Below are 14,357 nucleotides of genomic sequence, written 5' to 3' on the forward strand. Positions count from 1 at the left end.
GCGACCGGCTTCTTCATGTTCTGAATGCGAGATTCATCATGAAAGCAGTGCTTTGCCAGAAGCCCGGCGTGCTCGAAATGGTCGAGCACCCCTCCCCCGGAACGCCTGAGCCCGGTTGGGTCCGGCTTGCCGTCAAACATGTCGGCATTTGTGGCACGGACTATCACATCTTCGAAGGCAAGCACCCCTTTCTCGAATATCCGCGCATCATGGGCCACGAAATCTCGGCAACCGTGCTCGAGGCGGGTGACGGCGTCGCCCTGGCTGCCGGAACGCCGGTGATCGTCAACCCCTATCTTTCCTGCGGCAACTGCGTTGCCTGCCGGCAAGGCAAACCGAACTGCTGCACGAATATCAAGGTGCTCGGCGTCCACACCGATGGAGCGTTCTGCGAAGAGATCACCGTTCCGGCCGGCAATCTCTATGCCGCGAAGGGCCTGAGCCTAGAGGCCGCCGCAACCGTGGAGTTCCTGGCCATCGGCGCACATGCCGTGCGTCGTTCCATGGCGCCTGCCGGTTCCCGGTCGCTCGTCATCGGCGCGGGTCCGATCGGGCTTGGCGCGGCGATCTTCTCACGGATTGCCGGACATGACGTGACGCTGCTCGACACCAGTTCCGAACGGTTGCAGATGGCTTCGGAGCGATTCGGCTTCACCTCCGGCATTGTTGCAAATGACGGGACGGCGGAGGCGGTGAAGGCCAAGACAGACGGCGAAAGCTTCGATGCCGTTTTCGACGCGACAGGCTATGGTCCTTCGATGGAGAAGGCTTTCCGCTTCGTGGCGCATGGCGGCGCGCTGGTGCTGGTCAGTGTCGTGAAGGACGATATCCGCTTTTCCGACCCGGAATTCCACAAGCGCGAAATGATGGTGATCGGCAGCCGCAATGCGACGCGTGCGGATTTCGAGCATGTGGCGGATTCGATCGTCAAAGGTCTTGTGCCGGTCGACAAGCTGATCACCCACCGCACGACACTTGCGGACGCGCCGCGCGACCTCGCCCGCTGGGCACATGAAAAGACCGGCCTGATCAAGGCAGTCATCAAGGTCGGTGCTTAGGCTACATCGATTGCCTGGCGCACCTGCCGGACAACTGCAGTATCCGTCCGGTAGGAACCCGGCACCTCGAAACCGAAGGAGACGGCACGCGGATCCATGGTTGCAGCAGGCGAACTGCAGGAGCCATGGATCTCGCGGGCGCCCGTTGCGCGCAGAATTTCCGCAACATTGCCGGGGCGCACGCCGCTGCCCGGCATGATCGAAATCCGGCCGGCGGCCTTCGCGGAGAGACGTCTCAACGTTTCGAGGCCATCCATCGCTCTCGGCGTGCAGCCGGAGGTGAGGATGCGCTCGCAGCCGAGCTCGACGGCCTGCTCTAGTGCAACATCGGCATCCGGCACGAGGTCGAAGGCGCGATGCAGCGTCGAACCCAGACCGGCAGCATTCGCCTTCAAGCGGCGGATAAGCGGCATGTCCAGCGTGCCATCGGGACGGTTGGCACCGAGGACGACGCCGGCGAGGCCGAAAGCGCGCACGGCATCGATATCCGCCATCATTGCATCCTCGTCCGCTGCGTCGAAGATGAAGGGGCCGGCATGCGGGCGGATCATAGCGTAAACCGGGATCGGCGCTGAGGTGGCGGCCTTCATGAGACCCGCGGCCGGTGTCAGGCCGCCCAGTTCAAGAGCCGAGCAAAGCTCGATGCGGCCCGCGCCGCCTTCGATTGCAGCAGCAAGGCCTTTCGGGCTATCCACGCACACTTCCAGCAAAACCGGCATCTTTTAATCTCCTTCATCCGCCGACACTCTCTTAGGCGACAGCAGCGGTTTTCGCGACAGGCTCCGAGATGATCTTGTGCACAGCTGCAGCAATCATGGCGCAGGCATCCGCCGATGCTTTCCGGTGATTGCAGGCGACATGATAGGAAATCGGGATATGTTCCGCGAGCTCGACGATACGCACGCGGTCGGCGATCGGCAGTGCGCTGACGCGCCCAAGGAACGAGACATAACCGTGGTTTGCGACAAGATCGACGATGACCGGCAGTGAATCCGCCGCCATGATATCCTGGTTGCGAAAACGGCGGCTTACGGCGCGCTCGCGGCTCAACGCCGTTGCGGCATCGCCCAGGCCTGTCCGCTCGCTCGGCGTGCAGATGGGATGCCCGGCGACAAGATCAGCGACGGTCGATGCCGTACTTCCAGGCGGCGCGATTGCGACCAGATCGGTGCGAAGCAGCTCGCGATGCTCGAAGGCCTCCAACCCAAACACCGAATCCAGGATCGCCACGTCAATACGTCCGGATCTCAGGGCCTCCCGCAGATCGTCGGCGGTCATCGAGATCAGCGAGATGGCATTCTTGCTGCGCCCCGCATTCCAGTCGGCCACCAGAGCGCTCAGGCAGCGCGCAACCCAGCTTTCGGCACCGGTCGGAATGATCGACCCGATGCGTAGTGAGCGTGCCACCCGCCGATAGCGCTCATCGGCCGCCGATTTGAGATCATTCCAGGCCTGGCTCACCGCCGAAAAGATGCTGTAGGCCGACCTTCCCTTCCGGGTCAGCGCCGAGCCCTGCGCCTGACGTTCGAGAAGCTGATGCCCGATGAACTTCTCAAGATTGGCAATTTGCAATGAAAGTTGCGGCTGGCCAAGCCGAAGACGCCGGGCGGCGCGATTGATGCTGCCCTGATCCGCCACTTCCAGAAAGCGCTCGATCGTTACGATCTTGATTGGAATGCGCGAGGCCCAGCTTTCGAAGGCTACAGCGGGTTCGCCGGCGAGTTCATGGAGTTGCGCTATCGCGAGCATGATAGGCTGCAACCCGTCGCGCACCTTGCCGCTTGCGATTAGTTTGACGAGTTCTCCGGAACTGCGCTCGGTCAGCTTGATCGCAAGTTCGCTCTCAAGGTTGCTGACCGCCGCCGACACCGTGGAAGCCGCGAGCGAGAAGCGCCGCGCGGTCTCGCGCACCGAACCCGAGGCGAGGACATGGCTGGCGACAAAAAGAGCACCGAGATGCAAAGGCATTCTCCGGAAGTGACTGAAAAATCGGACGATATGATGTGTTCGCTAAAAAAGATATCCCTGCTTCGGAATTGGCGGGCTATCGTCTTTTCAAGAACAAATCCGCGCGCGGCAGCAGAGCCGATAAAGAGCGCCGGAAGACTGCGGAAACACGCAAGGGAACAAAAACAAATCGCCGCGGCCTTGCAAAAGGAAATGCAATTTCGCGCGCGGTGATGCTTTCATGGCGATAATCGTGCCGCAACGGCAGATACTGGAGAGGGGTTGCATCGATTTTTCGAGAGCGCACACTATTTCCATGATGCTCGTATCTCCGGCGTGATCGCGGCTTTTCTGCTTTCGCCGGCGGATTTCATGCGCGAAGGTTCCCGCCGGAACCTCGCGAGTCAAACGGTGTTAACCAAGGGGACACTCCATGCTCAAGAAACTCGCGCTTGCCGTCTCACTTTCCGCCTTTGCGGCGGGTGCGGCCCATGCTGCCGACGTCGTCGTCTCGTCGAAGATCGATACGGAAGGCACGCTGCTTGGCAACGTCATCGCGCTGGCTCTGGACGCCAACGGCATCAAGACGCAGGACCGTATCGCACTCGGCGCGACGCCGGTCGTGCGCAAGGCGATCACGGCCGGCGAAATCGACATCTATCCGGAATATACCGGCAATGCCGGCTTCTTCTTCAACAAGGCCGACGATGCCGCCTGGAAGAACCTCGACCAAGGCTACGAAATGGCCAAGAAGCTCGACTACGACGCCAACAAGATCGTCTGGCTGGCGCCCTCGCCTGCCAACAACACCTGGGCGCTCGGCATCCGCAATGACGTCGCCGGTCCGAACAACCTCAAGACCATGTCCGATTTCGGCAAATGGGTGGCCGACGGCGGCGATGCGAAGCTTGCAGCTTCCGCCGAGTTCGTGAACTCCGCCGGTGCGCTTCCCGCCTTCCAGACGACCTACGGCTTCCAGCTGAAGCCGGACCAGATGGTTGTTCTTTCCGGCGGGGACACGGCGGCGACCATCAAGGCTGCTGCCGACCAGACGAACGGCGTCAACACCGCCATGGTTTACGGCACGGACGGCGCGATCGAGGCTGCGGAACTTACCGTTCTCGCAGACGACAAGAGCGTGCAGCAGGTCTATGCGCCGACCCCAATCATCCGCGAGGCGGTGCTGAAGGCGAACCCGAAGATCGAGGAAATCCTCGCTCCGATCTTCAAGAGCCTAACGGCGGATGAACTGCGCAAGCTGAACGCCAAAATCCAGGTCGAAGGCGAGCCGGCGAAGTCCGTTGCCGAAGCCTATCTGAAGGAAAAGGGGTTCCTGAAGTAATTTTCTGGTGCTCCGCCCTCATCGCGGGGCGGAGCACTTCTTTCCGGACAGGGATGGATCGATGGAAGAAACCTTAGCGGTCCGCAAACTGGATCGGCTCGGCGTGGTTCTCGTGGCTGCCGGCGTCATTGCCACGGCACTTTTGCCCTTCATCTATGTGAAGGCAAACCGCATCGCCTCCGGCAAGCCGATGCTGCTTACGCAGCTTGTCGACCAGCCTTCCGTCATCATTCTCACGCTTCTGCTCGCCGCCACCGCATTTGCAGCGCTCTGTGTGCAAAGCGCTGCACTGCGGCTCGCGATCGCGACGCTTGCACTGGCAGCGCTTATCGCGGCACTTGGCCTCGTCGCCACGGGCTTCACCCCACCCAACAGCAATGCAGCGCGCATGACGCCGGGAGGCGGCTTTTGGGTGCTCTTTGCCGTCGTCGGTCTCGTCACCTCGGATGCCCTCGTCAAAATCCGGCTGACACCGTGGATGCGGGTCGCGGCACTGGTCATCTATACGGCGCTGTTGGCCGCCTACCTCTCTTCAGGCCTGCTCGACAGCCTGTCGATCATGAAAGAGTTTGCGACGCGATCGGCGCAGTTCCGATCGGAGGCCATTGCCCATCTGCTGCTTGCCCTCGGTTCCGTTGCGATAGCCATCGTCCTCGGTCTGCCGCTCGGCGTCCTCTGCTTTTGGGTACCCAGGTTGCGTGCCGCCGTACTGCAAGGGCTCAGCCTGATCCAGACTATTCCAAGCCTTGCGCTCTTCGGTATCCTGATGCTGCCGCTCGGCTATATCGCGACGCATGTGCCGCTTGCGGCGGACCTCGGCATCCGCGGTATCGGCACGGCACCGGCGCTGATCGCCCTCGTGCTCTATTCGCTGCTGCCGATCGTCGCCAATACGGTCGTCGGGCTTGAGGGGGTCGATCCCTCCGTGCGGGATGCAGCCGCCGGTATGGGGCTGACGCGCCGGCAGATCCTGACCGGCATCGATATGCCGCTTGCCTTTCCAGTCATTCTCACCGGCATCCGCATCGTGCTGGTGCAGGCGATCGGCCTCGTGACGATTGCAGCGCTCATCGGCGGCGGCGGCTTCGGTATTTTCATTTTCCAGGGTCTAGGCCAGACCGCCATGGACCTTGTGATGCTCGGCGCCGTACCGACCGTTTTCTTCGCCTTCTCATCGGCCGTCATCCTCGATGCGGTCATCGACAGCATTCGGGGATCCGCCGCATGACCATGATCGAGATCAGGAACGTCACCAAGCGCTATGGCGCCGCAACCGTCGTCGACGATGTCTCGATGAGCGTCGAGAAAGGCTCGATCACCGTCATCGTCGGCACGTCCGGCTCCGGCAAATCGACGCTGATGCGGATGATCAACCGGCTGGTGCCGATCACCGAAGGGCAGATCTTCGTCGCCGGGCAGAATGTCATGGATGTGCCAGCGACCGAGCTGCGCCGCAAGATCGGCTACGCGATCCAGGGCCATGGGCTCTTTCCGCACCGGACCGTGGCGCAGAATATCGCAACCGTACCGGAATTGCTGGGCTGGGACGCAGCGCGCACCGCCGGGCGCGTCAACGAACTGCTCGGCCTCTTCAATCTCGATCCGGCGACTTTCGCCTCCAAATATCCGCATCAGCTTTCCGGGGGTCAGCAGCAGCGCGTCGGCGTTGCCCGAGCGCTCGCAGCGGAGCCGGAGCTGCTGCTGATGGATGAACCCTTCGGCGCGCTCGATCCGGTCATCCGCGGGAAGGCGCAGGACGATCTTCTGGCGATACAGAAGCAATTCGGCACGACCGTCGTTCTCGTGACCCATGATATGGACGAGGCCTTCCACCTCGGCAACCAGATCGCCGTCATGAGCGAGGGCAGGCTGCTGCAATGCTCGACGCCGGAAAAGATACTGACGGAACCGGCCGACCCCTTCGTGCAGCAACTGACTGGCACCTCCGATAGAGCCTTGAAACTGATGTCGCTGCTGCCGCTCAAGGCAAGTATGGCGCCTGCTAAGACCGGACTGCCCTATGTGCTGCCGCAGTCGATCAGCCTTCGGGACGCATTGGCGGAAATGATCTGGCAAGGGGTCGAGGAGGCAGCGGTGCAGGATGCCGACAGGGCGCCGGTCGGCTCGATCTCCATGACGCGGCTTCTCGAACTGGGCCGCAAGGCATGAAGCTTGTTGTCGCCAACCTCTTTCGTGTCGTGGCGCTGGTGATGCTCCTGATTCTGCTTTTCAGGACGGAGTGGCTTTCCTTCATACTGGTGGCGCTGACCAACAACAACGCGCCGCCGGTCTACACGCAAAACAGCCTGCCGTCGCTTGCCTTTGGCCACCTCGAATTGGTCGTCGTCTCGATTGTCGGCAGTGCCATCCTGGCGGTTCTGGCCGGCATATTCGTAACGCGGAAAAGCGGCGAGGACTTCCTGCCGCTGTCACGCGCAATCGCCAATGCCGGGCAGACCTTCCCGCCGGTGGCCGTGCTGGCGCTTGCCGTTCCTGCCACAGGCTTCGGCGCCGCGCCGACCTTGATCGCGCTCTTTCTCTACGGCTTGCTGCCGATCTTCGAGAATACCGTCTCTGGCCTGCGGCAGGTCTCGCCGTCCGTTCTCGATGCCGCCGACGGCATGGGCATGGATGCGACACAGCGGCTTTTCCGCGTTGAGCTGCCGCTTGCGCTGCCACTCATCCTCGAGGGCCTCAAGGTCGCGACCGTCATCAATATCGGCACGGCGACAATCGGCTCGACGGTTGCGGCAAAGGGTCTCGGCGAAGTCATCATCGCCGGCCTGATCTCCGACAATACGGCATTCATCCTGCAGGGCGGCCTTATCGTCGGCCTGATGGCCGTTCTGATCTACGACGGTATGGGGCTCGTCGAAAGCGCGATCACGCGAAGAATAGGCTTGCGCCCGGCATGACAGGGCAGCTACCAAGGCTGCCATAGTGTCGGCAACGGGAGGCCGCCTTGGCAAAGATGATCCACTCCATGATCCGCGTTCTCGACGAGGCGCGCTCGGTCGATTTCTACAGCAAGGTCTTCGGGCTGACAGTTGCCGACCGGGTCGATTTCGACACCTTCACGCTGATCTATATGAGCAATGCCGAGACCGGCTTCGAGCTAGAGCTGACGGTCAACAAGGGCCGTACCGCATCCTACGATCCCGGTGATGGCTATGGTCACCTCGCCTTTTCGGTCGATGAGGTCGCCGTCGAACATGAGCGATTGACGAAGGCCGGGCTCAATCCCGGCAAGCTTGTCGAGCTCAACCGCGATGGCAAGCTCTTCGGCCTGTTCTTCTTCATTACCGATCCCGACGGCTACAAAATCGAAGTGCTGCAACGCCACGGCCGTTTCCAATAAGAGCTTTCGATGATCGAAAAAACTGAACTCCGTAGCGGCTGGACGCTTTCCTGCAACGATACAGGACGCCCCGGATTACCCGAATCTATTCCCGCGACCGTTCCCGGCTGCGTGCATCTCGACCTCTTGGCAAACCGGCTGATCCCCGATCCCTATCCCGACGTCAACGAGATCACCAACGACTGGATCGGCAAATCGGAGTGGGTCTATCGCTGCAGCTTCGAAGCAGCTTGCGATGAGGGCAAGGCTCATGAGCTGGTTTTCGACGGCCTGGATACGATCACGACGATCCGATTGAACGGCGAAGAGGTGGCTCAAACCTTCAATCAGCATCGCACCTACCGCTTTGACGTTTCAGTTTTGCTGAAGAGCGGCATCAACGAACTCAGCGTCACCTTCCACTCCGCCTATGCCTATGGCGCGGAAATGGAGAAGCATTACGGCTACCGCCCCAACAATTATCCCGGTCCTGGAAACCTGATCCGCAAGATGGCCTGCAATTTCGGCTGGGACTGGGGACCGACCCTGGTGACGGCGGGAATTTGGAAGCCGGTGCGGCTGGAAAGCTGGGATCGGGCACGACTGGCCGAGACGCGGGTATCGGCGACGCTTGCGGGTGGCGATGGCCTGGTGAAGATCCATGCCAAGCTGGCACAGCATGGCGCGCCGCGCGCCTGCAGGATCGTCACCGCGATTGCGGGCGTATCTCATACGGCCGAGATTGCGGAAGGTGCCGGAGACGTTAGCTTCGACATCTGCGTTCCTTCGCCAGAGCTTTGGTGGCCGCATCATCTTGGCGCACAGCCGCTCTATGCGCTGAAGATCGAGTTGCGCGATAGCGTAAGCGATGACCTACTCGATAATTATTCAAAGGAAATCGGTTTCCGCTCGGTGCGGCTGGATACAGCACCGGATGAACATGGTTCGGCCTTCACTTTCGTAGTCAACGAAGTGCCGCTTTTCATCTGCGGCGCCAACTGGATTCCGGATGACTGCTTTCCGTCCCGCGTGACCCCCGAGCGCTACATTTCGCGCATCGACGAGGCGAAGGCAGCGAACATCAATATGCTGCGCGTCTGGGGCGGCGGCATCTTCGAGCGCGATGAATTCTACGAGGCCTGCGACCGCGCCGGCATGCTGGTCTGGCAAGACTTCCTCTTTGCCTGTGCCGCCTACCCGGAGGAAGAACCGCTCCGTAGTGAAGTGGAAGCCGAAGCGCGTGACAATGTCGTCAGGCTGATGCCGCATGCCTCGCTGATCGTCTGGAACGGCAACAACGAGAATATCTGGGGCTTCGACGAATGGGGCTGGCGGCCGGTCATCCAGGAAGGCGTCACTTGGGGTCTCGGCTATTATCTCGACCTACTGCCTAAGCTGTGTGCCGAACTCGATCCCGACCGGTCCTATTATCCCGGCAGTCCCTATTCCGGCACCATGGATATTGCGCCGAATGCCGACGAACATGGCTGCAAGCATATCTGGGATGTGTGGAACGACGTCGGCTACGAGGTCTATCGCAACTACATCCCGCGCTTCTGCTCCGAATTCGGCTGGCAGGCGCCGCCGAATTGGGCGACGCTCGAAGAAAGCGTGCATGACAATCCGCTGACACCACAATCACATGGCGTCTTCCATCATCAAAAGGCGACGCAGGGCAATGAGCGGCTGATCCGCGGCCTTGCCGGCCATTTGCCGGTGCCGAAGTCGATGGACGACTGGCATTTCGCCGCGCAGTTGAACCAGGCGCGCGCGATCCGCTTCGCCGTCGAACACATGCGCTCGCACCGCGGCATCTGCAAAGGCGCGGTCGTCTGGCAGTTCAACGATTGCTGGCCGGTAACCTCATGGGCAGCACTCGATTCCGCGGGGCGGCGCAAGCCGCTCTGGTACGCGCTGCAGCAGGCCTTCGATCCGCGTCTGCTGACGATCCAGCCGAGGGGAGACAAACTCGCCGCCGTTGCCGTCAACGAGCGGACACTTTTCTGGCGATCGAAAATCAGCGGCAAGCGCATGAAACTCGATGGGACAGTGCTAGCGGAATTCGAGTTCTGGCGGCTGCTCTGCGACAGGTTCGAGGCGAAGGAATTCATCCTGGCAGACGACATCGCCACTCCGGATGCGGCTGATGACGAGGTCGTCGTCGTGCAGATGCTCGACAAACGCGCCTTCCACTATTTCGTCGAGGATGTCGACTTGAAGCTGCCGAAGCCGCAGTTCGATGTCGCAGTCACCCGTGTTGCCGACGGCTGCGAGGTGAAGGTCACAGCCAGAAGCTTTTTGAAGGATCTTTGCCTGGTGGTGGACCGGCTCGATCCGGCTGCGGTGGTGGATTCGATGCTCGTTACCCTGCTGCCGGGTGAAGCCCATGTTTTCACACTGAAGACGCAGATGGTATTCGCTGCGGAAGACATCGTTCCCGGAAGGGCTCTCCGCTCGGCCAACGATCTTGTCTAAAGACGCCAAAAGGCCCCGCCAGCCGCGGGGCCCTTTCCGGCTCGTCCGCGCGGACGACGTTACATCCAGTAAGGCGGCACGCCGTAGTAGTCATAGATCCGGCGGCCATTATCGTTGTACCAGCTGTCGTCATCGTCCGCGTAGCTCGGTGCGCCCTCGATCTCTTCCTTCGTCAGATCGATGCGATAACCGTCAAGTTCCGTGTCGTAGTTCAGCTTTTCCCAAGGCAGCGGGTAATAGTCGTTGCCGATGCCCAGGAAGCCGCCGAAGCTCAGCACGGCATATGCCACGCGGCCATCCTGCTTTCCGATGATCAAGCGCTCGATCGAGCCGATGTGCTTGCCATCGGCGCCATAGACACGGGTACCTTCAACACGGTCGCTTGCAATCAGCGACGGGGTATCCTTCACGTTGGGATCGTGGCGGCTGACATCAGTGTCCTCATTGAGCATTTCTGCGTCTCCTTGCTTGTCAGTCATGAAAATAAAACGCGTCTTCGGATTCAAAAGTTCCGGACTATCGTATGTGGAGGCACGTTGACGTTTACGTCAAAGTTAGTGTAACTCTAATCCCGCTTGAACCGTTCAGGCAATGGCATAAGCTGCCCTTCGGAGGATGGAGGATCATCCGACCGGCAGCCGCAGACCGGCATCCGTGGCCGGGTAGGGAGAGAGACACGATGAGCAGCATTTCCGTCCACCCGGGTGGCGCAGAGCGGGAAAAGCCCTGGCTTGCCACATATCCAGCCGTCGTTCCGGCCGAACTGCCGCCACCGGAACACGAATCGCTGGCGGAGCTGCTGCAAAAATCCTGCGAGAATTATGCGAATCGCGTTGCATTTTCGAGCATGGGCAAGGCGCTCACGTATCGAGAGCTCGGAGAGCAGACGCGCAAAGTTGCCGCCTGGCTGCAAGGCACCGGTCTTCAGAAAGGCGATCGGGTGGCCGTGATGATGCCGAACGTGCTGCAGAACCCTATCGCGGTTTACGGCATCCTGCGCGCAGGCCTGGTCGTCGTGAATGTCAATCCGCTCTATACGCCGCGTGAACTGGAACACCAGCTGCGCGATTCAGGCGCGAAGGCGATCTTCGTATTGGAGAACTTCGCCCGCACGGTGGAACAGGTACTGGCAAAGACCGACGTGCGCCATGTGGTGGTGACTTCGCTTGGGGAAATGCTGGGCCCAAAGGGATTGATCGTCAATCTCGTCGTCCGCAAGGTGAAAAAGCTGGTTCCTTCCTGGTCGATCCCGCAGCACAAGACATTCAAGCAGATACTAAGCGAGGGCGCACGCAGGCCGCTGCAACCGCCGGCCATCAAGGGCAGCGATATCGCCTTTCTTCAATATACCGGCGGCACCACGGGTGTAGCCAAGGGGGCGGTGCTGACGCACCAGAACCTCCTTGCCAATAAGCGGCAGTTGCAGCTCTGGCTGAAATCCGCCTTCGAGCTCAAGAAGCAGCCGGACGTGCTGAATTTTATGTGCGCGCTGCCGCTTTATCACATCTTCGCGCTGACGGTGAATTCGCTTATGGGCATGTCGCTCGGCGCGCACAACATCCTGATCGCCAATCCGCGTGACATTCCGGGTTTCGTCAAGGAATTCGGCAAGTCGAACGTCCATATCTTCCCCGGCCTCAATACGCTTTTCAACGCGCTGATGAACAATGCCAATTTCGCCAAGCTCGATTTCTCCTCGCTCATCATGTCGCTTGGCGGCGGCATGGCCGTGCAGCGGCCGGTCGCCGAGCGCTGGCTGAAGATGACGGGCTCGCATATCACAGAGGGCTACGGCCTTTCCGAGACCTCGCCGGTCGCAACTGCCAACCGCTTCGATTCGCCGGAATTCACCGGTTCGATCGGCTTGCCTCTCCCCTCTACCGAGATCGACATCCGCGACGAAAACGGCAATTCCCTGCCGCTGGGCGAGATCGGCGAGATCTGCATCCGGGGGCCGCAGGTGATGGCCGGCTACTGGCAGAAGCCGGAGGAGACCGCGAAGGTGATGACGGCGGACGGCTTTTTCCGTAGCGGCGACATGGGCTTCATGGACGAGCGCGGCTACACCAAGATCGTCGACCGCAAGAAGGACATGATCCTGGTTTCCGGCTTCAACGTCTATCCGAACGAGGTCGAGGAAGTCGCCGCCATGCACCCGGGCATCGTCGAGGCCGCCGCAATCGGCGTGCCGGACGGCCATTCCGGCGAAGCGGTGAAACTCTTCGTAGTGCGGAAAGACCCGGCGCTGACTGAGGCCGATGTGAGAGCCCATTGCGCCGCCAACCTTACCAACTACAAGCGTCCCCGCCATATCGAATTCCGCACCGAACTGCCGAAATCGCCGGTCGGCAAAATTTTGCGCAAGGATCTGCGCGGCTGATTTGACACCTGCATGAAATTTAGAGCCATCCCGCTGGTGCGGGTGGCTTTTTTGCATTCCGGCGGTGGCTGAACTTGATTTGCGCCCTACAAAGCGAATAGTTTCCGCAACCCTTTCCGCCTTCAAGGAGCCTCCCATGAACGCCATCGTCGAACAGCTGAAGAACACTGCGGCCGCCACGAAGGCAACCGATATCCGCGCTGCCTTTGCGGCCGATCCTCAGCGCTTCACGCGCTTCACCGCCTCGCTTGACGACCTTTTGATGGACTATTCGAAGACTGCCATGAACGGCGAAATCCTGGCGCTTCTCGTCAAGCTCGCTGAAGAAGGCGGTGTAGAGAAGAAGCGCGAGGAAATGTTTTCCGGCAAGGCGATCAACTTCACGGAAGACCGCGCCGTTCTGCACACGGCGCTTCGCAACCGCTCCAACACGCCCGTGCTCGTGGATGGCAAAGACGTGACGCCGGATGTCAACGGCGTTCTCGCCGCCATGGGCAAGTTCGCCGACGGCATCCGCTCCGGCGCGCTGAAGGGTGCGACGGGCAAGCAGATAACCGACGTCATCAATATCGGCATTGGCGGCTCGGACCTCGGCCCGGTCATGGCGACGTTGGCGCTCGCGCCCTTCCATGATGGCCCGCGCGCGCATTTCGTCTCCAACATCGACGGCGCCCATATCGCCGATATCCTGAAGCAGGTTCAGCCGGAAACGACGCTCTTCATCATTGCCTCGAAGACCTTCACGACGATCGAGACGATGACCAATGCGCAGACGGCGCGCAACTTCATCGCCAAGGTGCTGGGTGAGGCTGCGGTGCAGCACCATTTCGCCGCCGTCTCAACGGCGCTCGACAAGGTTGCCGCCTTCGGCATCGACAGCGAACGCGTCTTCGGATTCTGGGACTGGGTCGGCGGGCGCTATTCCATCTGGTCGGCCATCGGCTTGCCGCTAATGATCGCGATCGGACCGGAAAACTTCGGCAAGTTCCTTGACGGCGCGCATGCTATGGACAATCACTTCCGTAAGGCACCGGTTACCGAAAACCTGCCGATGCTGCTCGGCCTCATCGGCTTCTACCATCGCAATGTGCTGGGTTACTCCACCCGCGCGATCCTGCCCTACGACCAGCGCCTGTCGCGCTTTCCGGCCTACCTGCAGCAGCTCGACATGGAATCCAACGGCAAGGGTGTGACGATCGACGGCACGCCGGTCGAGAGCAATTCCGGTCCGGTGGTCTGGGGCGAGCCTGGGACCAACGGCCAGCACGCATTCTTCCAACTCATCCACCAGGGGACAAGCATTATTCCCGGTGAATTCATGATCGCCGCCAACGCCTTCGAGCCGGAACTGCGCCACCAGCACCAGTTGCTGATGGCCAATTGCCTGGCACAGTCCGAAGCGCTCATGAAGGGCCGCACTTTCGAGGAAGCCAAAGCGCAGCTCACAGCCAAGGGGATGGACGACAAGAAGGCCGATTTCATCGCGCCGCACCGGGTCTTCACCGGCAACCGGCCTTCGATCACCTTCGTCTACGATAAGCTGACGCCCTATGCGCTCGGCCGCCTGATTGCGCTCTATGAGCACCGTGTCTTCGTCGAAGGCGTGCTCTTCCGCATCAACTCCTTCGACCAGTGGGGCGTCGAGCTCGGCAAGGAACTGGCGACCGGCCTGCTGCCGGTCATCGAAGGCAAGGAGAGCGCGGCAGGGCACGATTCCTCGACCCAGGGGCTTGTTGCAGCATTGGCGAAGCTCGCCACGTAGATCACTCCAATCCATCGGGTTTGCGCCCAGGGGCGATGGCAGTCGGCTCCTCCTCC

Annotated in this window: 13 protein-coding genes; 10 read left to right on the top strand and 3 right to left on the bottom strand. The window is 60.9% G+C overall.

What is annotated here, in order from left to right; all coding sequences use genetic code 11:
* Nucleotides 1–38 precede the first annotated feature (38 nt).
* Nucleotides 39–1,058 carry a zinc-binding alcohol dehydrogenase family protein gene (locus tag ACZ9BX_RS13065; protein WP_476218393.1) on the top strand — a complete coding sequence of 340 codons (1,020 nt, stop codon included), beginning with the start codon at nucleotides 39–41 and terminating at the stop codon, nucleotides 1,056–1,058.
* On the opposite strand, the gene ACZ9BX_RS13070 is transcribed toward ACZ9BX_RS13065, so the two are convergent.
* Complete coding sequence (locus tag ACZ9BX_RS13070; protein ID WP_476218395.1) at nucleotides 1,055–1,777, bottom strand: copper homeostasis protein CutC; 723 nt, start codon at nucleotides 1,775–1,777, stop codon at nucleotides 1,055–1,057. The genes ACZ9BX_RS13065 and ACZ9BX_RS13070 overlap by 4 nt on opposite strands.
* A 31-nt stretch (nucleotides 1,778–1,808) precedes the next feature.
* Entirely contained in the window at nucleotides 1,809–3,020 is a 1,212-nt protein-coding gene (locus tag ACZ9BX_RS13075) for a LysR family transcriptional regulator (protein ID WP_476218397.1), read from the bottom strand.
* Nucleotides 3,021–3,061: 41 nt separating this feature from the next.
* Between ACZ9BX_RS13075 and ACZ9BX_RS13080 the strand changes: the two genes are divergently transcribed.
* The 7 genes from ACZ9BX_RS13080 (at nucleotide 3,062) to ACZ9BX_RS13110 (ending at nucleotide 10,159) form a co-directional block, all read left to right on the top strand.
* Nucleotides 3,062–3,256, top strand: coding sequence for an acetyltransferase (locus tag ACZ9BX_RS13080; RefSeq protein WP_476218399.1), 195 nt, complete (start codon nucleotides 3,062–3,064; stop codon nucleotides 3,254–3,256).
* A gap of 182 nt (nucleotides 3,257–3,438) precedes the next feature.
* Entirely contained in the window at nucleotides 3,439–4,347 is a 909-nt protein-coding gene (osmF, locus tag ACZ9BX_RS13085; protein ID WP_027510732.1) for a glycine betaine ABC transporter substrate-binding protein OsmF, read from the top strand.
* A gap of 61 nt (nucleotides 4,348–4,408) precedes the next feature.
* Nucleotides 4,409–5,575, top strand: a complete 1,167-nt coding sequence (locus ACZ9BX_RS13090) for an ABC transporter permease (RefSeq protein WP_476218401.1) — start codon at nucleotides 4,409–4,411, stop codon at nucleotides 5,573–5,575.
* Nucleotides 5,572–6,516 (top strand): ABC transporter ATP-binding protein, encoded by a 945-nt coding sequence (locus ACZ9BX_RS13095; protein WP_476218403.1) that lies wholly within the window; start codon nucleotides 5,572–5,574, stop codon nucleotides 6,514–6,516. The genes ACZ9BX_RS13090 and ACZ9BX_RS13095 overlap by 4 nt, the downstream gene beginning before the upstream one ends.
* Nucleotides 6,513–7,262, top strand: coding sequence for an ABC transporter permease (locus ACZ9BX_RS13100; RefSeq protein ID WP_476218405.1), 750 nt, complete (start codon nucleotides 6,513–6,515; stop codon nucleotides 7,260–7,262). Before ACZ9BX_RS13095 ends, ACZ9BX_RS13100 begins: the two co-directional genes overlap by 4 nt.
* A gap of 47 nt (nucleotides 7,263–7,309) precedes the next feature.
* Nucleotides 7,310–7,705: a VOC family protein gene (locus tag ACZ9BX_RS13105; protein ID WP_132560284.1), complete on the top strand. Its 396-nt coding sequence runs from the start codon at nucleotides 7,310–7,312 to the stop codon at nucleotides 7,703–7,705.
* A gap of 9 nt (nucleotides 7,706–7,714) precedes the next feature.
* Nucleotides 7,715–10,159: a glycoside hydrolase family 2 protein gene (locus ACZ9BX_RS13110; protein WP_476218408.1), complete on the top strand. Its 2,445-nt coding sequence runs from the start codon at nucleotides 7,715–7,717 to the stop codon at nucleotides 10,157–10,159.
* 59 nt (nucleotides 10,160–10,218) lie between these two features.
* On the opposite strand, the gene ACZ9BX_RS13115 is transcribed toward ACZ9BX_RS13110, so the two are convergent.
* Nucleotides 10,219–10,611 carry a PRC-barrel domain-containing protein gene (locus ACZ9BX_RS13115; protein WP_476218410.1) on the bottom strand — a complete coding sequence of 131 codons (393 nt, stop codon included), beginning with the start codon at nucleotides 10,609–10,611 and terminating at the stop codon, nucleotides 10,219–10,221.
* A gap of 227 nt (nucleotides 10,612–10,838) precedes the next feature.
* Here ACZ9BX_RS13115 and ACZ9BX_RS13120 point away from each other — a divergent pair, with 227 nt between their 5' ends.
* Entirely contained in the window at nucleotides 10,839–12,539 is a 1,701-nt protein-coding gene (locus ACZ9BX_RS13120) for a long-chain-fatty-acid--CoA ligase (protein ID WP_476218412.1), read from the top strand.
* A gap of 136 nt (nucleotides 12,540–12,675) precedes the next feature.
* Nucleotides 12,676–14,301 carry a glucose-6-phosphate isomerase gene (gene pgi / locus ACZ9BX_RS13125; protein WP_476218414.1) on the top strand — a complete coding sequence of 542 codons (1,626 nt, stop codon included), beginning with the start codon at nucleotides 12,676–12,678 and terminating at the stop codon, nucleotides 14,299–14,301.
* The last annotated feature ends 56 nt before the right edge of the window (nucleotides 14,302–14,357 follow it).

The sequence above is a fragment of the Rhizobium sp. USDA 3886 genome (genome assembly GCF_056279785.1).